At 61.2% G+C, this 25,600-nt stretch carries 19 protein-coding genes and 1 tRNA gene; 3 read left to right on the top strand and 17 right to left on the bottom strand.

The window, feature by feature from the left end:
• Window position 1: 1 nt before the first annotated feature.
• The 6 genes from D769_RS09995 to D769_RS09970 all read right to left on the bottom strand — a co-directional run bounded on the left by D769_RS09995 (window position 2) and on the right by D769_RS09970 (window position 6,677).
• Entirely contained in the window at window positions 2-400 is a 399-nt protein-coding gene (locus tag D769_RS09995) for a porin (RefSeq protein WP_008644574.1), read from the bottom strand.
• 162 nt (window positions 401-562) lie between these two features.
• Window positions 563-1,537, bottom strand: a complete 975-nt coding sequence (locus D769_RS09990) for a tripartite tricarboxylate transporter substrate binding protein (RefSeq protein WP_152414956.1) — start codon at window positions 1,535-1,537, stop codon at window positions 563-565.
• Between the two features lie 48 nt (window positions 1,538-1,585).
• Window positions 1,586-3,901 (bottom strand): arylsulfatase, encoded by a 2,316-nt coding sequence (locus D769_RS09985; RefSeq protein ID WP_008644572.1) that lies wholly within the window; start codon window positions 3,899-3,901, stop codon window positions 1,586-1,588.
• A 26-nt stretch (window positions 3,902-3,927) separates the two neighbouring features.
• Window positions 3,928-5,541: a GMC family oxidoreductase N-terminal domain-containing protein gene (locus D769_RS09980; protein ID WP_008644570.1), complete on the bottom strand. Its 1,614-nt coding sequence runs from the start codon at window positions 5,539-5,541 to the stop codon at window positions 3,928-3,930.
• A gap of 3 nt (window positions 5,542-5,544) precedes the next feature.
• On the bottom strand, window positions 5,545-6,138 hold the full coding sequence (locus D769_RS09975; RefSeq protein ID WP_008644568.1) for a thiamine pyrophosphate-dependent enzyme: 594 nt from the start codon (window positions 6,136-6,138) through the stop codon (window positions 5,545-5,547).
• A gap of 8 nt (window positions 6,139-6,146) precedes the next feature.
• Window positions 6,147-6,677: a thiamine pyrophosphate-binding protein gene (locus D769_RS09970; RefSeq protein WP_008644566.1), complete on the bottom strand. Its 531-nt coding sequence runs from the start codon at window positions 6,675-6,677 to the stop codon at window positions 6,147-6,149.
• Between the two features lie 64 nt (window positions 6,678-6,741).
• Between D769_RS09970 and D769_RS09965 the strand changes: the two genes are divergently transcribed.
• Window positions 6,742-7,464, top strand: a complete 723-nt coding sequence (locus D769_RS09965) for a Crp/Fnr family transcriptional regulator (RefSeq protein ID WP_035881813.1) — start codon at window positions 6,742-6,744, stop codon at window positions 7,462-7,464.
• 192 nt (window positions 7,465-7,656) lie between these two features.
• Here D769_RS09965 and D769_RS09960 read toward each other — a convergent pair whose 3' ends face one another.
• From D769_RS09960 to D769_RS09940, 5 genes are all read right to left on the bottom strand, one after another.
• Window positions 7,657-8,763 carry a BamA/TamA family outer membrane protein gene (locus tag D769_RS09960; RefSeq protein WP_008644562.1) on the bottom strand — a complete coding sequence of 369 codons (1,107 nt, stop codon included), beginning with the start codon at window positions 8,761-8,763 and terminating at the stop codon, window positions 7,657-7,659.
• A 334-nt stretch (window positions 8,764-9,097) separates the two neighbouring features.
• Complete coding sequence (locus D769_RS09955; RefSeq protein WP_008644561.1) at window positions 9,098-10,258, bottom strand: BamA/TamA family outer membrane protein; 1,161 nt, start codon at window positions 10,256-10,258, stop codon at window positions 9,098-9,100.
• A 9-nt stretch (window positions 10,259-10,267) separates the two neighbouring features.
• Window positions 10,268-11,317 carry a hypothetical protein gene (locus D769_RS09950; protein WP_080709684.1) on the bottom strand — a complete coding sequence of 350 codons (1,050 nt, stop codon included), beginning with the start codon at window positions 11,315-11,317 and terminating at the stop codon, window positions 10,268-10,270.
• A gap of 227 nt (window positions 11,318-11,544) precedes the next feature.
• Window positions 11,545-12,573: an alcohol dehydrogenase AdhP gene (gene adhP, locus D769_RS09945; RefSeq protein ID WP_008644559.1), complete on the bottom strand. Its 1,029-nt coding sequence runs from the start codon at window positions 12,571-12,573 to the stop codon at window positions 11,545-11,547.
• Window positions 12,574-12,720: 147 nt separating this feature from the next.
• Entirely contained in the window at window positions 12,721-14,226 is a 1,506-nt protein-coding gene (locus tag D769_RS09940) for a DASS family sodium-coupled anion symporter (RefSeq protein WP_008644558.1), read from the bottom strand.
• 385 nt (window positions 14,227-14,611) lie between these two features.
• On the opposite strand from D769_RS09940, the gene D769_RS09935 reads away from it, so the two are divergent.
• Both D769_RS09935 and D769_RS09930 read left to right on the top strand, forming a co-directional pair.
• The gene (locus D769_RS09935; RefSeq protein WP_241227851.1) at window positions 14,612-16,600 is read left to right on the top strand and encodes a diguanylate cyclase; all 1,989 of its coding nucleotides are present in this window, start codon (window positions 14,612-14,614) and stop codon (window positions 16,598-16,600) included.
• Window positions 16,601-16,835: 235 nt separating this feature from the next.
• Window positions 16,836-18,428, top strand: a complete 1,593-nt coding sequence (locus D769_RS09930) for an EAL domain-containing protein (RefSeq protein WP_040010976.1) — start codon at window positions 16,836-16,838, stop codon at window positions 18,426-18,428.
• 431 nt (window positions 18,429-18,859) lie between these two features.
• Here the strand turns inward: D769_RS09930 and D769_RS09925 are convergent.
• The 6 genes from D769_RS09925 to cysS form a co-directional block, all read right to left on the bottom strand.
• Window positions 18,860-18,953, bottom strand: a tRNA-Ser gene (locus D769_RS09925).
• A 132-nt stretch (window positions 18,954-19,085) separates the two neighbouring features.
• Entirely contained in the window at window positions 19,086-20,336 is a 1,251-nt protein-coding gene (locus tag D769_RS09920; protein ID WP_008644554.1) for an aspartate kinase, read from the bottom strand.
• Window positions 20,337-20,514: 178 nt separating this feature from the next.
• A complete protein-coding gene (gene tilS, locus D769_RS09915) occupies window positions 20,515-21,825 on the bottom strand; it encodes a tRNA lysidine(34) synthetase TilS (RefSeq protein ID WP_040010975.1) in 1,311 nt (436 codons plus the stop codon).
• 154 nt (window positions 21,826-21,979) lie between these two features.
• Window positions 21,980-22,951 (bottom strand): acetyl-CoA carboxylase carboxyltransferase subunit alpha, encoded by a 972-nt coding sequence (locus D769_RS09910; protein ID WP_008644552.1) that lies wholly within the window; start codon window positions 22,949-22,951, stop codon window positions 21,980-21,982.
• Between the two features lie 147 nt (window positions 22,952-23,098).
• Window positions 23,099-23,884 (bottom strand): DNA-3-methyladenine glycosylase, encoded by a 786-nt coding sequence (locus tag D769_RS09905; protein ID WP_008644551.1) that lies wholly within the window; start codon window positions 23,882-23,884, stop codon window positions 23,099-23,101.
• Window positions 23,881-25,269, bottom strand: a complete 1,389-nt coding sequence (gene cysS, locus D769_RS09900; RefSeq protein WP_008644550.1) for a cysteine--tRNA ligase — start codon at window positions 25,267-25,269, stop codon at window positions 23,881-23,883. The genes D769_RS09905 and cysS overlap by 4 nt, the downstream gene beginning before the upstream one ends.
• Between the last annotated feature and the right edge of the window lie 331 nt (window positions 25,270-25,600).

The raw sequence follows: 25,600 nt of genomic DNA, 5'->3' as shown, positions 1-25,600 counted from the left end.
ATCACGAAAGCTGCTTATGCACAGACGTGTACTGACGCCCGAACGTCAGCCTGCCATAGGTATTCTGCAACCCGACGAAGGCTTGGCGGCCGAACATCAGCCCGCCGCCAAGCTGGCCATTGTCGGTGTTGAACTGGTTCTCCAGGACGAACAGACTCTTGAAGCCACCGCCCAGGTCCTCCACCCCGCGCAGCCCAAACCGCGACTGTGCGATGCCGGAAGAATTCATCTGGAAGGTCGAACCACTACCCGGCGCGAGCACGCCACCAGAGGTGTTCTGCATCCGGTTCACGTACTGCAGACTCGTTGTCACCACGCCATACAACGTCACCGATGACTGTGCGTGCGCGAACGGGGCCATCGTTGCGGTGGCAAGCGTGGCAACCATCATCTTCTTCATAAGGTCTCTCCTCCTCTATTGTGGTTCTGGCTGTGCGTTGCTCGTGTCGTGCGGTTCGCAGACGAGCCTCGGCTCTTGCGGCCGATAGCTTGCGGACGAGCGATGCCCTCCGCCTACGGATCGTCGGCGGATGGACACGTGTATCGATGGGAATGTGATGCGCTATTGCTGGACGATGGTCCTTGCCACCGACTCCTCCGCGCGAACGGCGTCATTCAGTTCCGCGCGGAACTGGTCCGGGGAGCTACTGACGTCCGTCACCGACCCCAGGTTCTCCTGGATCGACTGAAATCCGGGGTCATGTGCCGCAGCCTGTATCGCAGCGAACAGTTTCCGTGTAATGGCCGGCGACGTGCCCGCGGGCAGCGCGAAGCCCCCCCACGAGGAGAAGCCATAGCGCGGCACACCAGCTTCGACGAAGGTCGGCGTACCGGCGAGTTGCGGCACTCGGGCGGGCGTGGTCACGGCGAGTGCCTTCAGGCTACCGGCCTTGATCTGCGGCAGCGCCGAGGAAAGCACCATGATGGAGAAGTCGATCTGCCCGCTACGCATCGCATTGATCGACTCCACGGCCCCCTTGTAAGGGACATGCAGGAACTCCAGCCCCGACACGCTCCGCTTCATGTACTCGACTGCCATGTGCGCAGGCGATCCGACACCGGCCGAGCCGTAACTCAGTGACCCAGGGTGTGCCTTGGCGGCACCGATCAGCTCCTGCAGGGTGTGGTACTTCGAGTTAGAGGGCACTACCGCAACAAATGCCGAGGTATTGACCTTGGCCACCGGCTGCAAAGCCTTGGACAGGTCAATCTTGTGGGTCATGGCCTCGACGGTCACCAGACCCGACGTGATGTAAGCAACCGTGTAGCCATCGGGCGCGGCCGCGGCCGCAACCTGAGTGCCGAGCAAGGCGGAAGCTCCGGGCTTGTTATCGACGATTACCGGAACGCCCAGGTGCCTGCCCATGATCTCGGCAAGCTTGCGGACCGAGATGTCCGGACCGCCTCCGGCCGGGTACGGAACGATGATGCGAATGGCCTTGCTCGGCCAGTTTTCAGTTGCCCGTGCGCCAAACGGCAGCGTCAGCGCGGACAGGGCCAGCGCGAACATCACGCGGCGGCGGTGCGTCATAGGCATGTTGGTCTCCATTCTTGTTTTGGGCTTGCAGCGCGGAAGCATGGCTCGCTAGTCGATCTGTGCGAGGCGTTCGGGACGGTTCGCCAGACTGTCTACCGCCTGCTGTCCTGGTGTGAGCCGAACGAAGCGGATGCTTCCCGCATAGGGGAATGCACCGCGCGTGCCATAGCGGTCACTGACTTTCAGCCGACGATCGCAGCCCACGTCCAGGCCCTCACCCGTGAGTCTCACGATGGTTGGCGACATATCCAGATCACCGACCGGTGCACCGTCCAGGCTGATGACGCCGACACCTCGCCGCCCGCCCGTGGCCCGATGCGCCAGGGCCAGCACGTGGTCACCGGCGGACAGTCGCTGCCCGGCAAGTTCGGCCTGTCGTTGACCACCGTTGTAAACGATGTGAAGTTGGCCCTGCTGCACGAAGATGGTCAAACCGCCAAAGGAGTTCCCGAACGCAAGCAGCACCCCCTCCTGCCCGCTCTCATACGAGAAATTGCATTCGAGATCGTAGTCCCGGTCCGCAATCAGCGGCGACACGATAGCGGTCGGCACCGTCGATGTCCCGGAATAGAACGTCCTGGCACTCGCGTTTGCCTTCTCCAGGAACGGTGGCACAGAGAGCGCCCGACGGTTGTCCCGGTTGTCGAGCGGGTAGATGTAGTTGGCCTCGGCATCCGCTTCGAACTCCGCGATCAGCGCCGCCAGCAGTTCAGGATGCTCCTTGGCAACGTCTTCGCACTCGGTCGGATCGGCGGCAAGGTCGAACAGCATCCAGTTGTCCAGTTCGATGGCCGCACCTGGAGGCTGCAACGAAACAATCTTCCATTGCCCCCGGATATAGCCCCGATTGCCCTCCAGTTCATAGTGCTGGCGATCCCGCGCGGCGGGGTGTCCGGCCTCCGCCAGCATCTTGCGGAACGATCTCCCATTCATGCCGCCGGTGGGCAGACTGTTGAAGACCTCCGGGTAGCGGACGCCGGCCAGTTCGAGCAACGTCGGCAAGGTGTCGGTCACGTGAATCCATTGCCGGCGGATGGCGCCTGCGTCCGCAATGCCCCGTGGCCAGTGCATGACATATGGCACACGGATGCCGCCATTCATCGGTGTGCGCTTGTAAAAGCGAAATGGCGTGTTCGACGCGTTGCCCCAACCGACCGGATAGGCCGCGTATGAATGCGCGCCACCGAGCTTGCCGTCTTGCATCATCGACTCTGCCAGCCCCTTAGGCTCGGCTCCCGAGACGCGCTTCTCGAAGATATTTGCCGCGCCTTGCGGCCCTCCGATTGACGAAGCGCCGTTGTCCGAGGTGATGATGAAGATGGTGTTATCGAGCATGCCCGCATCGCGCAGGAAGTCCGCCAGCCGCCCGACGTTCTGGTCGATGTTGTCAACCATCGCGGCATAAACTTCCATGTAGTGGGCATAGAGCCGGCGTGTGTCGGCATCCAGCGTCTCCCAGGCGGGGATGTTGGGGCTTCGCTCGGATAGCTGCCAGTCTGCCGGGATCAGCCCGTCGGCGACCTGGCGCGCATGGCGTTCCTTCCGGGTCTGGTCCCAGCCCTGGTGATAGGCTCCCGCATAGCGTTGGATGTCCTCCGGCTTGGCCTGCAAGGGCACATGCGGGGCGTTGTGGGCAAGGTACAGGAAGAACGGCTTGTCCGGACTGGCACCCTGATGGTCCTTGAGCCAGTGGATTGCCTTGTCGGTCCAATCGTCGCTGCAGTAGTAACCCTCCGGATACTCTTCAACGTCGATGAAGCTATTGCCCTCGATCAGTTGCCCGGGAGCGAAATAGTTAGTCTCCGCCGCGAGGAAGCCATAGAAGCGATCGAAACCCCGCTGCAGCGGCCACGCATCGCGCGATCCCGACGGTGTCACGTTGTAGTCAGCGGTGTTGTGCCATTTGCCTACCGCATAGGTAGAGAAGCCGCGTTCCCGCAGCAACTCGGCCATGGTGGGCGCCTCCTTCGCAATCTCGCCGGCCTGATAGCCCGGATACCCGGGATTGTTGTGCGTCAGCCAGCCGCATCCCACCGCATGCGGGTTCTTGCCTGTCATCAGGGCCGCCCGCGCCGGCGTGCACATCGGCACCGTCGTGTAGTTGACGAAACGCAGCCCCGCCTGTGCGAGCCCGTCGATGTTGGGCGTCCGAATCTCGCTTCCATAGCAACCGAAATCCGAGAACCCAAGATCGTCGAGCAGCACCACCACGACGTTGGGCGTGCCCGGCAGCGCCTCACGCCGGGCTGGCCACCACGGCTCGGAGTCCTTCAGCGTCTTGCCGATCCGGCCCTTGAAAGTTTGTCCCTGCATGGTCGTGCCCATTGATTGCTCGCCATGCGAGCGCGATTGATTGGTAGTCATCTCACGTACTCCGTCGACGCCCTGAGTCAGGTCGTCTTGCCAAGGATGAGGTCTGCAGCCTTCTCTCCAATCATGATGGAGGCGGCGTTGGTGTTCGACGAGGGCATGGTCGGCATGATCGAGGAATCCACCACGCGCAGATTGGCGACACCGTGAACCTTCAGGTCGGCGCCCACCACTGCCATGGGATCGTTGCCCATCTTGCATGTCCCGATCGGATGCCATGAGGTCTGCCCCGCCTTCCTGATGTAGGCCAGCAGTTCGTCGTCCGAGCGAATATCCGCACCGGGGCGCGTTTCGCGCTTGATGTAGCAAGCGAGCGCCGGCTGGCTGGCAATGCGCCGGGCCAGGCGAATGCCTTCAAGCATCACCGCCTTGTCGCTCTCCGCCGAGAAGTACGCGGGATCGATATGCGGCGCCGCGTGCGGGTCCACGCTGGCGATATGGAGACTGCCCCGGGATGCCGGCCGCAACTGGAAGAAGCCGATAGAGAAACCCGGATGCGCGTCCAGACCAAACCCCTTCGTGCGGGCATAGCGATCCATGCCACTCAGGTGGTGAAGCTGCACCTTGACCTGGGCACGCGTCTGCGCCGGTGCGGTCCGTGCCAGCGCGTGTACGGTGGCCGACGGTGTCGCCATCATGCCCTTGCGTGTAACCATGTAACGCGCGCCCATCCATAGCTGCCGGAGTGGGCTCGAAAGCGTATCGTTCAGCGTGATGCGCTTCGTGCATTCGTACGTGATCCGGCATTGCAGATGATCCGACAGATTTTCGCCGACGCCGGGCAGGTGATGCCGCGGTTGGATGCCATGCTCGCGCAGCAATTCCGCATTGCCGATCCCGGACAATTCGAGGATCTGCGGTGACTTGATCGGCCCGGCACTGAGGATGACCTCGCGGCTGGCATACGCCTTCCGGGTAACACCAGCCTGGACATACTCGACGCCGACAGCCTTCTTGCCATCGAAGAGAATGCGTGTCACCGTCGCCTCGACCTGCAGGTCGATCTTCGCATTCACCCGTCCATGCAGGTAGCCGATTGCGGTACTGCAACGTTGCCCATTGCGCGTGGAGAGTTGCAGATAGGAAACCCCCTCGTACTGCTCGCCGTTGTAGTCGGCATTTCGGGGGATGCCGCCGGCCTCGCACGCGTCGATGAAGCCCTCCGAAAGCTCATGACCCAGATGCGCCAGCGACGTCACGCCGATGGGTCCGCTACGCCCGCGATATGCGTCCGATCCAACCACGGTGGATTCCAGTCGCTTGAAATACGGCAGCAGTTCCGCGTGGCTCCATCCCGGATTGCCGAGCGCCGCCCAATGGTCGAACTCGGCAGGCTCCCCGCGGACGTAGATCATGCCGTTGACCGAACTCGAGCCGCCAGGCATGCGTCCGCGCGGCCAATAGATTTCCTGACCCTCCAGATGGCGTTGGCCCGCCGTTTTGAATGGCCATACGTAGCGCGGATTCAACAGTAACTTGGCGATACCGATGGGGACGCGCACCCAGAAGTCGCGCTCCCGGCTAGCACCCGCTTCGAGTAGCAGCACCTTGCCGGAGCCGCGCTCCGCGAGCCGGGTCGCAAGCGTCGCGCCTGAGGAACCGGCCCCGACGACGATGAAATCGAAGTTGCTCATCGCCTAGCGCTCCTGCAACCACGCCGCCAGCGCCACGGCTTCGGCACCCATTCTCGAGAACTGCCGGTCCGGCATCTCCGCCTGTGGATTCTCCGCGTCAAATCGTGGCGGCTCCTGCTCCACGCAGAGTTCATAGAATGCCGGCCCTTCCACGTCATGCATTTGGGCCACTACGTCCAGCAGGACAGCAACGCTATCGACGCGTACAACATGGCGATAGCCCGCCGCACGCGCCATGCCACAAAAATCCATGGTGTCTTCGCACGCAAGCTTCAGGTTCACACCGCCCGTGAACTGGCTGCCGTTGTGCACGACGAAGTGGGCAAACCGGCGCGGCTGCTGTCCTGCCACGGTCGCCAGGCTGCCAAGCTGCATCAGCAGACTCGCATCTCCATCCACCACGATCACCATGCGCTCGGGCTTCGCGAGGGCCAGGCCAAGGCCGAGACCAGACGCACCGCCCATCAACGGCACGGAGTTGATTCGCCCCGCGTTGACGCCCAGGGCATCGAACATATACATCGACCCCATGGTCGTCACCAGAACCGCGCCATCGCGCGCCGCTTCAATTGCTTTGCAAGCTTCGAGAATTCGCATGACAGGTCTCAGTTCCATCCAATGGGTGCACCCACGATCAAGGCCGCAGCACCGCGCTGGCTATGCGCCTGTTCGTATGCGGTTTGCACGCACGCCAGGTCTTCCGGTCGTTCGAGTCGCCAGTGCGGCACGGCCAGCGCGTCGAGCACCGGCTCCAGCAGCCGCACCATGTTGCGACGCGATTCCGCCGGGTTGGCGCCAAAGTTGGAGAACTCGCGGCCGAACTGGCCAACAAGGAAAACGGTGGGAATGCGTGCGTCGAGGGCTACCGCGCGAATGGTGTTGACGCAGGCATAGAGTCCCTGGTTCTGGACGGCGATGACCGGGCGTTTGCCACCGATGGTCAGTCCGGCGGCCGTGGTGACGGCCTGGTCCTCGTTGGCACAGATGACTTCCCGAATGCCATCGACTCCCGCACCGATACGGGCATGGAGCGCCCACTGAATCCAATCCGGCACGGTGACGAAGTGGTCGACGCCACTGCGTTCCAGCGCCGCAATAAACGCGGTAGCTGCAATGCTATGATTTTGTGTACTCACCTTTGCCTCGCTCTGTCGTTGTGATGCCCATTCTGGGTATGACGCGGCGCAGCAATCTGTCACGTTGACGACACAAAACCCATCCACCACATATCGGGCACTTGCCGAAGCTGTTTTGCGTCGTTCCGCGGTATTGGAGAGATGCTCAGCGCAGACCCTCGAGCGTTTTCTGGCAGCCGGCAGAATCGAGGTATGCCCTGATGGAGCGATGCTGACCACGCGCGGCAAGCCGATGGAGTCACTGATCGTCGTCTTGCGCGGCAGCCTGGAAGTTGGCGTGCAGACAAGCACAGGCAAGCGCTACGTAGTCCGCTTCATGGAACCGGGGCAGATACAAGGCGTGATCCCGATCCTGGATGGCAAGCACTCCATTCACGACACGCGGGCCCACGGCGAGAGCATTGTCCTGCTGGTACCAAAGAACACGTTCGCCGAGGCGTTGGCAAATGACACGGGCCTGGGACAATCGCTGCTGCAATTGTTCTGTGCCCGCTCCCGCTCACTCTATGACGGCGTGGCCGCGCATGCGCTCTCGCCCGCAAAGGCCCGGCTTGCACGCGCCTTGCTCTCGCTACTGCCGGCCTACGGCCTGCCGCGCGGCAACACCGTCGCGCTATCCATCAAGCTCTCGCAAGATGAACTCGCTACCCTGGTCGGCGTGTCGCGACAGCGCCTCAACAAGGAGTTGAAGGAGTTCGAGAACGACAGCATTGTCTCGATCGCCTACTCGCAAATCGAGATCCTGGATCGTGATGCGCTGGTATCCATCGCATCGATGGATATGTGATGTGGGGGCTCGGCTATTTCGATACCGTGTGATGCCGAAGAATGGCGTCGGGCTATCGTGTCGGCATCCGCCACGTAGATAAAGAATTGCAAATCCTCTCCCGACATTCGCCGCTAGAGGAGTTCTCACCCCGCTCGCGTTACCTCCCGAGTCGAGTGTCACCATGCAATGTGCCCGGCCCCGTGATCACTCTCAATGCCAGGCGGTCCCCACCTGAACATATATGGCGTTCTGATCCTTGCTGTGCGCGACATCGAGACCCATAGCAAGTCCGAGTCTTCTGGCTATCAGGTATCGGAATCCCATCCCTACGCTGACCACGTTTTCTGCGTCCGAGAAAGATTGCCGGCCGTAAGCCTTGCCGAGTCCCGAAAATCCAAGGACAGACCATCGCGGCTGGATATCCCAACGCAATTCGACCTCCGTGGCAATGGCGTTGCGGTCCTGGTAACGCGCCTTCTTTACGCCACGAAGGTCAATATAGGGCTGGACAAAGAACGGTACGTCTCCTGTCGAGAAACGCGTGTCCGCTCTGAGTCCCAGGACGAATGCCTTACCAAGAGGTAGCCAAGTGTAGCCGCGCGCCGCATACATGTTGTAATTCTGTGTGCTGCCTATACCGTCGCGAGCGAATTGGGTTTCGATTTCGGCAAAGCTGCCGCGGTTAGGAAAGAAAATGTTGTCCCGAGAATCGTAGTCGATCACAAGGCTCGCCGCGCTGATACGCTGGTCCCGACCTTGACCGGTCACATCAGACGGGTTCTGTCCGAACTTGAAGGTCGCGTTGGCATCGAAGAAGATATAGCGTGGCCCAGCGAACCATCGGCTGTTTCCAATGCGGACCAGTAGCTGCTGGAAGAGTCCGATCCCATCCAGTTCATACGCACGCGCCTGATTTGCCACGCCGAAGTAATCCAGATTCGCATCGACTTTGGCGACACCACCAAGATAGCGGTATCTGTCGTTATCCCAGCTATGGAAGTGTGCGACCGCGCCTGCCCACGTACCGTTATCGGTGTAAGCACCCCCGAGCACCGTGATGTTCGGCGGCGCCCGCTCCTGCCCAAGCTCTTTCGCTCGTGTCTCGCTTTCCGCGAGGGACTCGGAGAAGAACAGGAGCCCGATACCGACACCGAATCCGACCGCCGGCTCGGTAATCACAAACGGGACGGGCAACGCACCCTTGTGTTCGAGTAGATAGTTGCTGAGATCAAACGCCCCGTCTTCCGGGTCGCGAAAGCTCGGCGAGCCCGATTGTGCACTCGCACAGATCGGGAGGAACGAGAGCAGCAAGGACATGGCTGCCAGCAGTAAGGAACTCCGCCTGAAAGCGACATCTCTCATACGCCCACCCAGATCCGTAGTTCGCTTCAATTCCCGCGTGTCTGCAACATGGAAATCCGATCGATTCCTTTCGTCTATTGGACCAAGGACCATTGCTGGCCGCGTGTGTGCCACCTACATGTTGCGGCCATGCCTCGCGCCTGACTGGAGGGCCCGTGATGAAGGACAGGCTCTATCGCCCCAGGTCCCGCTCAAGTGCTGAAGCAGCCATCGACAAGGCGTAGCCTGTCGGGGCGATGCCGCGCCCGAGAAATACGGCAGAAGTACGGCCGGCGCTAGCGTGACATCATCAGAACGCTTCGTTGATCTGAAAATAGACGCCCTTCGTGTTGCGGCCAACGCCGGCATCAAAGCGAACGTTCACGCGCGGCTTGAATTCGAAACGGTATCCGACACCAGCATTCGGCAACCAGTGCGCGGAAGTGAGCGCGCCCGGATTGGGAGCCACTGCCCCCGTACCGACCCAGAACACCATGCCCTGCCGCCCGACGATGTGCCATCTGTACTCCGCCTGGACGCCTGCCATGACCTTGTCCCGGAATTGGCCAAGAAAGTAGCCGCGCATGCGCTTGTTGTTACCGAGCGTTGCCATCATGTCCCACGGCACATCCCCAAAATTGAAGTTCCCGTAGAGATCGAACGCCAGCACATCGCGCTCGCGCATCCGGAAATACTTGTTGGCGGTGATCTCGAGATTCTCCATGTCAGTATCGCTGCCCAGTGCACGCCGATACACCGTGGCATTGGCCAGCAACGACTCGCCACGGTAGGGATTCGGGATGAAGTCGCGCGTGTCATAGGAGAAATGCGCGCTGATCCCGGAACTCAGCACGCGCGGACCGTGTGGATCCGTCGCCAGCGCGCTTTCCGCGCCACGCTCGAGTTTGGTGGCGTTGTCATACTGCAGGCTATATCCAGCCCCCATATAGACGTTCGGCGCGACCCGGAACAGGATCTTTGGCTGTAGCGCCACGGTTTGGCGCGTATAGGATTCCTTGTTGGCGCTGTCGATGGCGTTGTTGTAGCCGATACCCCAATATGCCGTCGGCATGTTGATGAGGTCCGCTTCGATTGTGACGCGGTAGCTATCGTCCGCGAAGAACGTATTGTTCTCGACCGATATGCCGTAAGCCCCCTTGACAGTGCCGAAGCCGCGGATCGAGAGCGTGGAAAGCTGCGTCTCCGCCTCCGCACTCTTGGGCTTGTAGAGTCCGATCGCTGCCGCGCCGATTCCGAACCCCATCTCCGGGTTATAGAACGGCCCGGGCAGAACGCCCCAGTCGATGCCCTTGCTGACGTCCACCTCCTTGGACGCGCCGAGCTTGTTGAGAAGCCTGTCAATCCACCCTTGCTTCTCACTGTCGTCTGCTTGATTGACCTCGGCCGAGATGGCCGTAGCGCACCACAGGCCGATCACGAGTATGCAGGTGGTCTGTGGATGCGCGCGCATGAAGTCTTTCTAGAATCGGAAGAAGCCGGTCGCAATAATATTGTTCCGGTTGTATCCGTAACCGAACTCCATGATGAACCCCAGACTGCGGTTGACTGCCCAGCTCACGCCTGCCGATCCACTCCAGGCCCCGACCACACTCTGATTGATTTCGTAATTCAGCCGCGCTGTCTGGCCGCCAGCATCTTGGATCGGGACGTCAAAATGGCCAGTGATCTTGGCATGAGTCCTGAAATACGTCACACCGACAAATGGCGTCAATAGGCCCAGACCTGGGCCAAGGCGAAAATTCCAGCCGATGCGCGGGCCGATGTTGATGGACTGCACAGGCGTCTCTGACATCGTAATGTCCGAAACGGTATAGGTTACGGGCAAGGAGAAAAAAAGCTGCTTGTACGTGCCAACCAGCGTAAAGCCACCACCGAAGGTGTGGCCGCTATAGTTCGCGAATTGCGTGGGCAGCTTGATGGGGTTGGAACACTCTGGACGAGGCCGACTGCCACCGCAGCCGATATTGATGCCGAAGAACTGCTGCAAGTCCGTCTTGGACGAGAACGAAATGTCGATCGCCCCATTCCCCTCGATGGTGCCGAGCATCCCATAGACGTTCAAGAACGGAAATATCCACGCCCCGAGCTGGAACTGGTTTGAGACGTTGTGAAGTTTGGATTGCTGAAACTGGACGAAATCCGCTGCGCGTAGAGGATTGCTCGCTGCGGAAACCGCGAGGTCGCTAAGCTGATACCGCTGGTATCCGTTGTAATAGGAATAGCCAATGTTGTATGGATTCGGAAGGTTGTAGCCTTTATCGATCACGCGCTGCGCAAAAAACGGTAGTGCTCTGTCCCACTCCTTCGGTGCCTCGGGCGCGGGCTCCGCAGTGCCTACCGGCCCGACAACGCCCCGATAGGGTCCAGATTCCGTGTCGGGGCTGGCCGTAGTCGCTCCGGCACCGCCATCGCTGCCTGCAGTCCAGGCGTGCGCCGCGAATGCACTGACGGCAAAAGCCAGGAAGACAAGGTAGCGAGGGAGCGCTCCGCGCAATACTGATCTGCCCATGTGACATTCCCGTCCGGTGGCCAACTCCGCGTTGCCTCTGCGTCCCCCGTGTGGGGTTCGATCGTGTAGCCCTTTGGAGCGGCCGAGCCGTTTGAGGCAGTGCTGGCGCTCATCCTGGTCTTCAGATGAACGTTGCACGCAGCACAAGACGTCGGGTGAATGGCGTCTGAAAGAACGACAGAACACGAAACCCGACGTCCTGGCACCAGTAGCGCGAGTGGTCTCTGTCAGCGGTTGAAGTCCAGCACGATGCGACCTTCGATCTGGCCGGCCTTCATGCGGTCGAAAATACTATTGATCGAGTCCAGTTTCTCCGTGGATACCGTGGCTTTCACCATACCGCTCGAGGCGAATTCGAGTGCTTCCTGCAGATCGCTACGCGTGCCGACAATGGAGCCACGGATAGTGATGGCCTTGAGCACCACGTCAAAGATCGGGGTGGGGAAGTCTCCCGGAGGCAGGCCGTTCAGCGAGATCGTGCCACCGCGCCGCACCATGCCGATGGCCTGCGAGAACGCCTGCGGCGAGACTGCGGTGACCAATACGCCGTGCGCACCGCCAATTTCCTTCTGCAAGAAGGCAGCAGGATCGGTAGTGCGAGCATTGATGGCAACTTCGGCACCGAGCTTGCGCGCGAATGCGAGCTTCGCGTCGTCGATGTCGACGGCGGCCACACGCAGGCCCATTGCCTTCGCATACTGTACGGCCACGTGGCCCAGACCGCCGATTCCAGAGATCACCACCCACTGCCCTGGTCGTGTGTCGGTTACCTTGAGACCCTTGTAGACCGTCACCCCAGCGCACAGGATCGGCGCGATTTCGATGAAGTCGACATTCTTCGGCAGCAGACCGACATAGTTCGGATCGGCCACCACGAACTCGCCGTAGCCACCGTTGACGGAGTAGCCGGTGTTCTGCTGCTTCTCGCACAGCGTTTCCCAGCCCTGGAGGCAGTGCTCGCAGTAACCGCAGGCGCTGTAGAGCCACGGCACGCCGACGCGATCCCCTTCCTTCACGCGTTTGACATTGGCACCAACTGCCGACACGAATCCCACGCCTTCATGGCCGGGAATGAATGGCAGCGACGGCTTGACCGGCCAGTCGCCCTGCGCCGCGTGCAGATCGGTGTGGCAGACGCCGGACGCTTCGATCTTGACCTGGATCTGGCCAGGGCCAGGCTGCGGCACGGGCACTTCGTCGATCGTCAGAGGTGCGCCGAACGCGCGCACGACTGCGGCTTTCATCATGGCTGGCATATGTGGCTCCTTCTACAGGTGGCGCGTCGTCGACAGCGGGAAACATGCCATAGGCACGCGGCGTCCGACGCCAGAGTCATGATATGAATCAGGATCCGGATGGTCCAGAACTGAACACGGACTGTGGATCGAGACCGTGGCCCCGGACTACCAGAACCCCAGAATCTTCCACCAGATACCGCCTACCACGGCGAAGATGACAAGTTCAAAGACACACATCACCGCGCCGACCCGCCACCATTGCCCCATCGTCACATACCCGCTGCCGAATATGATCGGCGATGTGCCGGTGGCGTAGTGGGTCAGCGTCATCATGATCGCCGAGCCGGCGGCCATCATCAGCATGAAAGGTGCGATGTAAGCCGACGGAATCAACTGCGCGCCCACTGTCAGAAAGGCCAGCATCATCGCGCTGATATGGGCAGTGGTACTTGCGAATAGGTAATGAGAAAACACGAACGCCAGCACCAATATGGCGGCAATCGAGAGCCAACCCATTCCACTGGCAGCAATGGCATCGCGCATATCGGCCGAGAACCATGCGATCACGCCAAGCTTGTTGAGCTGCTCCGCAAGCATTACCAGAGCGCCGAACCAGATCAGGGTGTCCCAGGCGCTCTTCTCCGATAACACATCGTCCCAGTCGATCGTGCCGGTAATGATCAACGCGAACAGGCCGAGAAAGGCGACCACCGTCGGGTCGAGCGTGAACGTCGGCCCCCAGATCATTGCCGGCACGTTGGCCCACAGAATCAGCATCATGGCGAAGACACCAATCATGACGCGCTCTTTGCCACCCAGGGGGCCCATGCGAGCCAGCTCGCCCCTGGCGTATTCGATCGCGTTGGGGGTCGCCTTCAGTTCGGGCGGACAGAGCACGAGAATGACAAGCGGCATCAGAAGCAGGCAGACCAGGCCGGGCAGCAGCATGCACAGCGCCCAGGTGGTCCAGCTCAGGTGAAGCGACTGGCCACTGGCCTTGGCCACGTAGTCGACGACCAGGGGGTTCGGCGCGGTGGCGGTCACAAACATGGCCGAAGTGATCGGGTTGGCGTGGTAGTTGACCAGTGCCAGATAGGTACCGACCTTTCCCTGTGTCCCGTTAGCCGGATCAGATTCGAAAGCGCCGGCAATCGACCGCATGATCGGGTGCACAATGCCGCCGCCGCGCGCGGTGTTGCTCGGCGTGAATGGCGCCAGTACCAGCTCGCAGATCGCCAGCCCGTAGCCGATGCCGACTGTCCGCTTGCCCAATAGCGCGATGAACATCAGGCCGATGCGACTGCCCAATCCCGTCTTCTTCAGGCCGCGCGAAATCAGGATGGCCACAACGATCAGCCAGATCAGCGGACTATCAAAACTGCTCAGCGCATCGGCAATAGCGCCCTTGGACGAGTTCGAGGTCACTTGCGCCAGTGACACGATCACGATTGCCATCATCGCCATCACACCGATCGGCATCACCTTGAGAATGATGGCGACGATCGTGGTCAGAAAGATGGCGACCAGGTCCCAAGCGTTGTCCTTCAAGCCAGCCGGCGTCGGTGTGAGCAGCAGTGTGACAAGTACGAGCGTGGTGACGATGGCCGGCGTCAGCCGAAAGGGCACCACGGACATGAAGTAGCGATATGTCGCGACGATCTTGGCGAACATCTCCGAACCTCCTCGAAAAGGACACGGCGAAATGAAGACAGCCAAAGTCTCCGCGTCTGCCGACACGAACTTCTGACACGAACAGCTCTACCCGGCTGTGCCGCGCACTTCCTACACTCAGAAAATCCTGATTGAAGGACTCCGCCAGCGGAAGTGAATCTTTTCGAAAATTGGATGAAAAAACTAAAAACCTGGAATCCTTCGGCCGTGATGCCGGGACGACGGCGGCCTGCCGTCAGGGATCAGGCTCGCCCGACGAAAGGGGCGACGGTTCATCTTGCAGCGCCGGCTGCACACTATTTTGGAAGCGCCCCGCGTGGACATATGATTGATCGGGGCGCCGGCTGGTGAGCGTCAATATGCACGTGGGACCGAGCATCCACGCGTGCCGCAAGCAGCACCTTGCCTGCGTATGCTGACTTCGCACGACAAATCGCCTTTGGCATGGGGGAAGATCGGCCATGTCCAGGTGAATGAACAAGTCATTTCTGACCAATCAGTAGACGTTTCATCAGCGGGAATCATGGGCCATTCACAGAGTTCAGCTACTTACTGGTCGATGGATCGGCGCATGAAGAAGTCGTGGCTTCGGCGGGCGTTACCTATTCTGGCCCTGCTGGTGGCCATAGATATCCTGGTGAATGTATGGCAGTCCTACTATGACTTTCGTGCAATCAACGCCCTGGCCGCCCGGCTACTGGATGTGCAATCTTCCCTGATGGCCGGACGTATCGCAGATCAGTTTCGCGACGTAACTGCGTTAACGAGCGGAACGGAGCGTCTGCTCGATACGGGCACACTCACGGACGCCACACTTGTCAATCTCACCGAGGCTCTGGATAACCCATTGAGACGCGCGCTGATCGGGGTGTTCGATCCGCAGGGTGAGCATCTGCTTGCCAGTTCCCGTCCAGGCTTCATGAACGAAGTGCCGCCGCTTGACCAGATTTTGGCAAGCGTGCGAGCCAATCCGTCAAACGCCGTCATACTCCCCGTCGCGTGGGGCGAGCGTGGCGCGGTCGTGGTCGCCAAAGGGCATCAGAACCGGGCGATGAACCTAGATGCGGTGGTCGTCATCATCCTGACCTACGAACGCCTTGTGCTTAACGGCGTGAACCTGGCACCCGGCACCTCCGTTCTGCTATTGGATAGCGAACACCGCCTGGTGATGCGTGATCCGGAGCATCCGACACTAGCCGTTGGACAGGTCCTGCGCGAAGCTCGCGGGCGGGCCGGACCAACAACCGCAACGCAATATGCTTCCTCGCAAATCGACGGTATCGAGCGTTTGGTGTCCACACGAAGCATTGCGACACGGCTGACCCCCGACCACTGGACGGTGGCGGTCGGATATTCGGTCAGCGATTTCCGGGAGGGCTTCTGGCGGAGCACCTACATCAATGCGGCCGGCGCCGCTGTCATGCTTCTCATGTTGCTGAGCGGCATTCTGCTGATCCTCCACGAGCGTCGTCTGCAGGATCGGGTCGAGAGGTTCGCGAGCATGGTGTCAACCATCGTCAAGAACATGCCGACGCCCGTTGCCGTAGTCGACCATGACACGGAACAGATCCTCCTGACTAACGAAGCCATACTGGCGGACTTCGGCGCTGTGGCCGGAGCGGGGCAATCATTCTCCCGGCTCTTTGCGAACGCCGCAGACTGGTCGCAGGTATGTACGACCCGTATGGATGAAGCCATTCCCATGCTTACGCGCGACGGAACGCGATACATGCTGGTGCATTGTGCTCAGCTTGAGTTTGGAGGTGAATCAGTCGCGTCAAAAGCGGTACTTGTCACACTGGTCGACGTCAACAGCCAGCAACAGATGCTCAAGGAGTTGCGAACCCAAGCCGACCTCGATGCACTGACCGGGCTCGCCAACCGCCGCTATTTCGAAAACGCAGCCCAGAAGGCAGTCATGCACGCGCGCAAGCAAGGCAGTGCCTTGTCGATACTCGCGCTCGATCTTGATCTATTCAAGCGGGTGAATGATACCTACGGCCATGCCGCTGGCGATCGCGTTTTACAGGTGGTGGCGCGGCAATTCGAGGGCGCATTGCGTAGCACTGACCTTGGCGCGCGTATAGGCGGAGAAGAGTTCACCGCAATCCTGTTTGATACGGCACTGGGACAGGCGCAGGTGATCGCCGAGCGCATCCGCGCCGCCATCCAGAATACGCCGATCATTCTTGAGTCCGGAGAAGCAATCACGCAGACCGTGAGTATTGGCATCGCGGCGTACCGCGAGGGCGAATCCGACCTCGCGGCAGCGCAGAAACGGGCGGACGCTGCCCTGTACAGTGCCAAGGCAGCGGGGCGAAACCGAGTCCATGTGTATGTGCCCGAGGCGTCTGCACCCCAGGATGCCGGCTAGGTACGGAATGTCTGTTTGACCATCGCAAACTGCCGCCTGGCCTGGGTGGCTCTGGATACGCATGGGGTGCGGACGACAAATGTAGGCAGAGAGCCTCACCCAGGCATCACATTGCAGACGAAGCGCCTGAGACTATCCTTACTCTGATCCTCTGCTTTCCTGGCACTTGAAGGTGCGGCGCTCGCCCGCTTTTCAGCCGACCCTTGGCTCCCTTCCGTCCATCCTGGGGTACGAAATGATCAAGCGCATTACAGTTGTTTCGGCTTCGGTTGCCCTTGGGTGTCTCGCGACGGTCGTACCAGTCCTCACCAGCCTCTATGTCGCGAAAAAGGACGTCGAACGACGAGAGCGTGCCGAGATTAAGGACTTCGCCAAAAAGGCGATCATGCGCGCGGAAGTTGTCACGTCCCAGGCCTTTGCCGCCCTCAATGATCTTGACCAACAGCCGGGTGCGCCTTGCTCGCCCCCCAACCTCGAACATGCGGCACGCGTGATCTACAACTACCGGTACGTTCAGGATGCGGGTGCGTACGCCGATGGGCTGTACCTCTGCTCGCCACTGCTCGGCGACGTGCGCGCGAAGGACCTGACGTTGCCTCCCCCGGATTACCGGAGCAACGAGGGATATTCCATGTGGTTCAGGCGGAGGAGTCCGCTTAGCAACGAGCGCAATGACCTCCAGATCGGACGCAACGGCCGTTACGTCTCCATTGATCGCGGCTCCTACGTCGACCTGATCGACCCGGCCAAGCGTCCCATCGCGGCAATCCAAACCGCCACGGGAACGCTGATCGCCGTCTCGACCGGTGCCGACCCGGGCGACATGCTCAACGCCTGGAAGCAAAGTGGCAATGTGAAGAGTGACGAATGGAATTACGCAGTCGCCCAGTCATCGACACGACAAATCGCCGTCGTTGTGAAATCGCCGCGCAGCAGTGTCGCCGGCAACTGGCCGAAGTTGCTGGCTGCCTGGCTTTCCATTGGCGTCACTGCGGGCGCATTGCTTGGATGGCTTGCGTACAAACGCATCTCCTGGCAGTTCTCATTCCCGGCAACCCTTGAATGGGCCATTTCACGGCGCAAGATCGACGTTGTCTATCAGCCGATCATCCGCATCGCCGACAACGAATGCGTAGGCGTCGAGGCGCTCTCGAGGTGGACCCTTCACGGTCAATCGATCTCACCCGAGGTATTTGTGCGAGTCGCCGAGGAAAATAACCTCATCCAGTCTTTGACAGACGCCGTCCTCGAGAAAACCATCGCGCAGCTTGGCAAGATGCTCGTCGCGAATCCCACGTTTTATGTCTCGATCAATGTGAGCAGCGAGGATCTGCGCAGCGTACGCTTCCTTAACCAACTCACGTCGTCGCTCGCCGGGACGGGCATCGCCCCCCGGCAGATCCGAATCGAAGCGACGGAGCGCAGTTTCATGAATACGGAAGAGACACGAGGTGTCATTGCCGCGTTCAGGGCAGCGGGCCATCCCATCTACATTGACGACTTTGGAACGGGCTACTCGAGTCTGTCCTATCTGCAATCCTTCGAGATTGACGTTCTGAAAATCGACAAGTCGTTCGTCGACACGATCGAGCAGGACACTGCCTCAAGTGTTGTCGCTCCGCACATTATCGCGATGGCTCATGACATGGGCTTGGAAATCGTCGCTGAAGGTGTGGAGTCGGCGGTTCAGGTCGCATGGCTCCTCGCAAGAGGCGTGCATTATGCGCAGGGCTGGTATTACGCCAAGCCGATGACGGCGGCCACACTCGCGACATGGCTCAGCAAAGCTCATGCGCCACGCCAGGCAGTCAGCCTGGCAACAACTTAGAAGACCGATGCGCATCGATGCCATTGGTATGACTCGGCGAGACAGCCAGGCGGCTAGAGAGCATTGCGCTGGACGTGTCACGGGCCTAAAGAACCTGGAGCGCAATCACTCTGAGCTGGTCGTCATAGGGTGTCCGTGACTCTTTGATTTGGACCCTCTCCTCAGCCGCGCCCCCGAAGCGCCTGGCGCCCGTCTCTCTCGCGCTCAGGATACCGCCGCAAGGGACTCGCTCAGAGATGGCGATTGAGTACGGGCCCGGTCCAATGGGCGGGCCGGGCAACGAGCGAAACGCGTGGGACTTTTAAGGGACCAGAGAGGGACGCGAAGGGGTGCAGCGAAGGACCACAACTACGGCCAGAGAATCGCACCCCAGAAAAAACAAAACCCCGGAAGACCGCGATCTTCCGGGGTTCGCCGCCAATACGATGTAGTGGCGGAGACGGAGGGATTCGAACCCTCGATCCAGGTTTTGGCCCGGATGCTCCCTTAGCAGGGGAGTGCCTTCGACCTCTCGGCCACGTCTCCCAAACTTGCGTTGTGCGAGGGAGCCGCACAACGAAGCGCGTATTCTAGCGAGGGTGCCGCTACTGGTCAATGAAAATTCGATGACCCGCAGCAAAAAATGTCACGCCCCGCCGGAACGTTTTCAGTTCCGGATCACGCCTGATCCAGCTCGAACACCTTGTGCAGCGCGCGCACGGCGAGCTCCATGTACTTCTCGTCGATCAGCACCGAGATCTTGATTTCCGACGTGGAGATCATCTGGATGTTGATGCCCTCTTCCGACAGCGTGCGGAACATCTTGCTGGCGATGCCCACGTGCGAGCGCATACCCACGCCCACCACCGACACCTTCGACACCTTCGGGTCGCCCGACACGCTCTCGGCGCCAATATGGCCCTTCACGTTGTCGTTCAGGATCGTCAGCGCACGCTGGTAGTCACCGCGCGGCACGGTGAACGTGAAGTCGGTCTTGCCGTCCACGGACTGGTTCTGGATGATCATGTCGACGTCGATATTGGCGTCGGCGATCGGGCCCAGGATCTGGTAGGCAATGCCCGGCTTGTCCGGCACGCCAAGGACAGTGATCTTGGCTTCGTCACGGGCAAAGGCGATGCCGGAGATGACGGCTGCTTCCATTTCAGACTCTTCCTCAAAAGTAATCAGCGTGCCCGAATGCATTTCCTGTTCGAGCGGCATCAGGGGGTCGGTCAGCGACGACAGCACGCGCGTCTTCACGCGATATTTGCCGGCAAACTCCACCGAACGGATCTGCAGCACCTTCGAACCCAGGCTGGCCATTTCCAGCATTTCCTCGAAGGTGATCTGGTCCAGGCGGCGGGCGTCTTCGACCACGCGCGGATCGGTCGTATACACGCCATCCACGTCGGTATAGATCAGGCACTCGTCGGCTTCAATCGCCGCGGCAATGGCCACGGCCGAGGTATCGGAACCACCGCGACCCAGTGTCGTGATGTTGCCGTCGCCGTCAATGCCCTGGAAACCCGTGACCACGACCACCTTGCCGGCATCCAGGTCACCCAGGATGCGCTCGTCATCGATCGATTCGATGCGGGCCTTGGTGTAGGACGAGTCGGTCTTCACCGGCACCTGCCAGCCCGTGTAGCTGACCGCGTCGATGCCTTCGCCGTGCAGCGCGATGGCCAGCAGGGCCACGCTGGCCTGCTCGCCAGTCGACGCCAGCATATCGAGTTCACGCGGGTCCGGCTGCGCGGAGATTTCCTTGGCAAGGCCCAGCAGGCGATTGGTTTCGCCCGACATGGCCGAAGGCACCACGACAACGCGGTGACCGGCGCGGTGCCACTTGGCCACGCGCTTGGCGACATTCTTGATGCGTTCCGTAGAACCCATCGAAGTGCCGCCGTATTTGTGAACGATGAGAGCCATCTTCTTATCGACGCCAGCGATTGTGCAAAGCACATGAAATTACACGAAGAGTGGCTGCCCGTAAAGGCCAAAGGGGGTAAAACCGGCAAGAACACCGCAGATTTTGCATCATTTTCTTGTGAAAATAATTCACAAGCCGAAATGATGCTGTCCCCATTTTTTGCCAAAAACCGGGAGATTAACCGCGCAGATCGGGCCGCGCGAGCCACTCCACGCGCCACCGCGGGGCATGTGGCGCATCGTTGGGCCAGCGACGATGCATGCCCAAACCAGCCGCCAGGACCAGCACATCGGCACTCCATAGCAGCGGCAGATGCGCTCGCCGCCATGCGGGAATATCCGCCTCCTGATAGGCCTGTTTCAGCGCTCGCGCCGGGCCACCCGGACGCAGGACGATGCGCTCGCCCCCTGCCCTGCCAGCCAGCCTCAACGGCACGCGCAGCACAGACTCCGGCACACCAAAGGTGTCATCACGCTCGAAGTGCAGTTCGCCACGCCATGCCGGCACGACGATGCGCGATTCGCCGCGCCACTCGAACGCAAACGGCGCCGGCATTCCAGCGGGCACGGCTGGGCAGGCCAGCAGCCGGTCACGGAAACGTCGTAGCACCAGGCCATCGTGCGCGATGGCCGGCTCGCCACCTTGATGCTGGATGAGTTGGGCCCGCATCGCGGCCAGGCGCGCCGTCGACGGCGGCTGGGTGCCGAGATCGCGCAGCCAGTGGCGAAGCACGGCATCCGCGTGCTCGGATGGCAAGGCGCGCAGGCCCGCGAGATCAAGTTCTGAAATGGTGTCGGCATCGCGCCCCGCGCAGACCAGCGAAGCCAGCGATTGCGCGGCCAGCGCATCGAGCATGCCGGCGGCCTGTGCGAAATGCGTGGCGGCCTGGGCCACGTTCTCATAGAGGGCCGGAAACGCCTGTAATAGTGCAGGCAATTGCGCGCGCAGCGCATTGCGCGCGAAACGCGTGTCCGCGTTCGAAGGATCGTCGATCCAGCGCAACCCCTGCCGCGCGCAGTAATCATCGATCTCGGCGCGTGTCACACCGAGCCATGGGCGCACCAGTTGAATGTCGCCCCGTTCATCGAGCGGGCGTCGCGTGGGCATTCCAGCCATGCCGGCCACACCCGTTCCACGGAACAGCCGCAGCAGCACGGTTTCCACCTGATCGTCACGATGATGCGCGAACAGCAGCAGCCGCGCGCCCTGCTCGCGACACATGCGACCCAGCGCCTCATGGCGAGCGCGCCGCGCCGCAGCCTCTATGCCCTCGCCCGTCGCCGCCTGCACCGTCACGCGCGCGCTGGCCAAGGGCACTTGCAGATCGCTGCACAGCGCGGCGCAGAATCGGTCCCAGTCATCGGCCTGCGCCTGCAGGCCATGGTGCACGTGCAGCGCCACCAGACGCGCAAGCGGCCACGTGGCTGCCAGGGCTTCCCGCGTGGCATGGAGCAGCGCCACGGAGTCGCGGCCACCTGACAGCGCCACCGCGACGGTCACCGGCTGCCTGTCGGCGGCCAGTTGGCTGCCAGTCTCCAACCGCCTATCGCCAGAAACAACAAAGGCCGCACTGGCCTGTAGAGCCTGTGCGACCTTGTCGGTCAGACGCGCGATCAGTTGCGTCGAATTTCCTGCGCTCACATCATTCCTGGGCGCCAGTTTCCTTGAACTTGCCATAGGCCATCAGTCGCTCGTGACGACGCGCCTGCAGTTCCTTGACGCTCATGCCCTGGAACTGGCGCAGCGATTCGGCCAGCGAGCGCTTGAGCATCGTCGCCATGCCCTTCGCATCGCGATGCGCGCCACCCAGCGGCTCGCTCACGATCTTGTCGATCAGGCCCAGCGCCTTCAGTCGGTGAGCAGTCAGACCCAGTGCCTCGGCAGCTTCAGGCGCCTTCTCGGCAGTCTTCCAGAGAATCGACGCACAGCCTTCCGGCGAAATCACTGCGTAGGTTGCGAACTGGAGCATCTGCACCACGTCGCCGACGGCGATCGCCAGTGCGCCACCCGAACCGCCTTCGCCGATGATCGTCGCAATCAGGGGCACCTTCAGGCCAGCCATGACATAAAGGTTGTGGCCGATGGCCTCGGACTGGCCGCGCTCTTCGGCGTCGATGCCCGGGAATGCGCCCGGCGTGTCGACGAACGTGAAGATCGGCAGGCCGAACTTGTCGGCCAGTTCCATCAGGCGCTTGGCCTTGCGGTAACCCTCGGGCTTGGACATGCCGAAGTTGCGCAGCGCGCGTTCCTTCGTGTCACGGCCCTTCTGATGACCGATCACCATACAAGCCTGGCCGTTGAAGCGCGCCAGACCGCCCACGATCGACAGATCGTCGGCAAACGCACGGTCGCCGTGCAGTTCATGGAAGTCGGTGAAGATCTCGCGCACATAGTCCAGCGTGTACGGACGCTGTGGATGGCGCGCGATCTGTGCCACCTGCCACGGGGTCAGGTTGGCGTAGATGTCCTTGGTCAGCTGCTGGCTCTTGCCGGCCAGCCGGGAAATCTCTTCGGAAATATCGACAGCCGAGTCGTCCTGCACAAAACGCAGTTCTTCGATCTTTGCCTCGAGCTCGGCAATCGGCTGCTCGAAATCCAGGAAGGTGGTTTTCATAAAAACGCGGACCTGTCTGTGAAGGGGCGCATTCTACCGGAAAAAATACCGTTTCCGACCGCCCAGGAAGTTGATTTCTACGCACAAAACGCAGAAATTAACGCCGTTTTTGCTCCAAATTTACCCTACCGCACTCCTGCCGTATTCCTAATACGTCACTGGCAGGGGGTCCAGACTGCGCCACATGTACCACGTCGCCACCGTTCGCCACGGCTCCCAGTTGGCGGCCACCTCGCGTGCCTCACTACGTGTCACCGGTTCGCCGCTGAAGTAGTTGGTGGAGATCGCGTTGATCAGCCCGACATCGTCGAGCGGCAGCACGTTGGGTCGCATCAGATTGAACATCAGGAACATCTCCGCCGTCCAGCGTCCGATGCCGCGGATCTGGGTCAACTCGGCGATCACCGCCTCGTCGTCCATCGCCACCCATTCCTTGACGTGCACGCGCCCCGCCTTGAAGTGGTCGGCCAGATCAATGATGTACTCCGCCTTGCGCTTCGACAACCCGCAGCCAGCCAACTCCTCGGGCCCGGATTTCAGGAACTGCGCCGGTGTCAGACGCGGGCACATGGCGGCGAGCCGCTCCCAGACCGATTGCGCGGCCTTCACCGATATCTGCTGGCCGACGATCGAGCGTGCCAGCGTGACGAACGGATCGCCACGCGACACCAGATGTGCCGGACCATAGGTAGGAATCATCTTGCGCAGGATGCGGTCGCGCTTCATCAGGTCGGCACACGCCTCATCCCAATAGGCGGGCCGCACGGCGTCGACGACGGTTTCGACCGGCAGCGGTACCGCATCCACCTCGGGCAGGTCCGATTTGCGGGGCTTGCCGCCGGCCTTTGGCGCGACCTTGGCGGCGGCCTTCCCCGCCACCGGCTTCGGCTGGGCAGGTGCAACCGCCTTCGGCTTGCGCGCGGCAGCGTTCAAGCACGCCTCCACTCGGTGGCACCACCTGGCTTGTCTTCCAGCACCACGCCGGCTTCGAGCAATTCGGCGCGAATGCGGTCGGCCTCGGCGAAATTGCGTGCGGCCTTGGCGGCACGGCGGGCCGCGATTTGCGCTTCGATCTGCTCGCCGCTCAGGCTGCCGGCGACATGACCACCTTGCAGGAACGTGTGCGGATCGCGCTCAAGCAGACCCAGCGTGCCGCCGAGCGCCTTGAGTTGATGCGCCGCGGCCACGGAACCGGTGCGATTGACCTCGCTGGCCAGGTCGAACAGCACCGACATGGCGATTGGCGTGTTGAAGTCATCGTTCATCGCTTCGGCAAAGCGCTTCGCGTGAGACTCTTCCCAATCCACCGCGCAACCGCCGGGCTGCGTTTCCTTGAGCGCCGTATACAGGCGCGTCAGTGCGTGGCGTGCGTCATCAAGGTGGGCATCGCTATAGTTCAGCGGGCTCCGATAGTGCGCACGCAGGATGAAGAAACGCACCACTTCGGCGTCGTACTCCTTGAGCACGTCACGGATCGTGAAGAAGTTGCCGAGCGATTTCGACATCTTTTCGTCATTCACACGTACGAAACCGTTGTGCATCCACATATTGACGAACGGCCTGCCGGAAGCTCCTTCCGATTGCGCGATCTCGTTCTCGTGGTGCGGGAACTGCAGGTCGGCGCCGCCGCCGTGAATATCGAAATGCTCGCCGAGCAGCGTGCAGCTCATGGCCGAGCACTCGATATGCCAGCCCGGACGGCCGCTGCCCCACTTCGAGTCCCACTTGCTTTCGGGCGGCTCGGATGCCTTGGCCGACTTCCACAGTACGAAGTCGAGCGGATCCTGCTTGGCATCGTTCGCATTGACGCGCTCGCCGGCGCGCAGGTCTTCCAGCGACTTGCCCGACAGCTTGCCGTAGCCCGGGAACTTGCGCACCGAGTAGTTCACGTCGCCGTCCGTCGCCTGGTAGGCCAGGCCCTTGGCTTCGAGTTTCTCGATGATATTGAGCATCTGCGGCACGTATTCGGTCGCGCGCGGCTCATAGTCGGGACGGATCACGCCCAGCGCCGTGGCATCCTCGTGCATGTACTGGATGAAACGCGTGGTGAGCTGACCGATCGTCTCGCCGTTCTCGGCGGCGCGACGGATGATCTTGTCATCGATATCAGTGATGTTCTGGACGTACGTCACGTCGTACCCGGCGGCGCGCAGCCAGCGGTGCACCATATCGAACACCACCATCACCCGCGCATGGCCAACGTGACAGTAGTCGTACACGGTCATGCCGCACACATACATGCGGACCTTGCCGGGTTCGATGGGCACGAAAGGCTGCTTTTCACGCGCGAGCGTGTTGTAGATGTTCAATTGCTGCATGAAGCGGATGTGAGTGGATACGGCGTCGATGACATCGAGCGAGACTGTCGCGCGCTGACAAGCATGTCGATGGCGCGCGAGCCCATATCTTACCGGAAGCCATCAACGGCGGCCGGACGCGCTGCCGACAATGTCACGCGAACTTGCGGCCTGTGCTCCGCGCCCCGCCGCTTTGTTAGAATGCCGCGGAGTATAACGGACCGCCCTTACATGAGCCTGCCTCTGCCCATCCAGACCATTGCTTCGTCCCGCCGTGGCGGACCCCTTTCCGCGCTGGCGAGCGCGCTGGCGATGGCCGCCGCGCTGAGCGCCGCGCCAGCGTTCGCGCAGA

Source organism: Cupriavidus sp. HMR-1 (assembly GCF_000319775.1).
In the GTDB taxonomy this organism is placed as follows: domain Bacteria; phylum Pseudomonadota; class Gammaproteobacteria; order Burkholderiales; family Burkholderiaceae; genus Cupriavidus; species Cupriavidus metallidurans.
The sequence above is the reverse complement of the archived record's forward strand: the minus strand, read 5'-3'. Positions and strand labels throughout refer to the sequence as shown.

Excerpts from the sequence above, each read along its gene's own strand:
- D769_RS09940 (WP_008644558.1), bottom strand. The coding sequence starts at position 14,226 with ATGTTCGCCAAGATCGTCGCGACATATCGCTACTTCATGTCCGTGGTG.
- D769_RS09930 (WP_040010976.1), top strand. The coding sequence starts at position 16,836 with ATGATCAAGCGCATTACAGTTGTTTCGGCTTCGGTTGCCCTTGGGTGT.
- D769_RS09975 (WP_008644568.1), bottom strand. The coding sequence starts at position 6,138 with ATGCGAATTCTCGAAGCTTGCAAAGCAATTGAAGCGGCGCGCGATGGC.
- D769_RS09950 (WP_080709684.1), bottom strand. The coding sequence starts at position 11,317 with ATGGGCAGATCAGTATTGCGCGGAGCGCTCCCTCGCTACCTTGTCTTC.
- cysS (WP_008644550.1), bottom strand. The coding sequence starts at position 25,269 with ATGCAGCAATTGAACATCTACAACACGCTCGCGCGTGAAAAGCAGCCT.
- D769_RS09955 (WP_008644561.1), bottom strand. The coding sequence starts at position 10,258 with ATGCGCGCGCATCCACAGACCACCTGCATACTCGTGATCGGCCTGTGG.
- D769_RS09920 (WP_008644554.1), bottom strand. The coding sequence starts at position 20,336 with ATGGCTCTCATCGTTCACAAATACGGCGGCACTTCGATGGGTTCTACG.
- D769_RS09995 (WP_008644574.1), bottom strand. The coding sequence starts at position 400 with ATGAAGAAGATGATGGTTGCCACGCTTGCCACCGCAACGATGGCCCCG.
- D769_RS09910 (WP_008644552.1), bottom strand. The coding sequence starts at position 22,951 with ATGAAAACCACCTTCCTGGATTTCGAGCAGCCGATTGCCGAGCTCGAG.
- adhP (WP_008644559.1), bottom strand. The coding sequence starts at position 12,573 with ATGCCAGCCATGATGAAAGCCGCAGTCGTGCGCGCGTTCGGCGCACCT.
- D769_RS09985 (WP_008644572.1), bottom strand. The coding sequence starts at position 3,901 with ATGACTACCAATCAATCGCGCTCGCATGGCGAGCAATCAATGGGCACG.
- D769_RS09980 (WP_008644570.1), bottom strand. The coding sequence starts at position 5,541 with ATGAGCAACTTCGATTTCATCGTCGTCGGGGCCGGTTCCTCAGGCGCG.
- D769_RS09990 (WP_152414956.1), bottom strand. The coding sequence starts at position 1,537 with ATGCCTATGACGCACCGCCGCCGCGTGATGTTCGCGCTGGCCCTGTCC.
- D769_RS09960 (WP_008644562.1), bottom strand. The coding sequence starts at position 8,763 with ATGTCCTTGCTGCTCTCGTTCCTCCCGATCTGTGCGAGTGCACAATCG.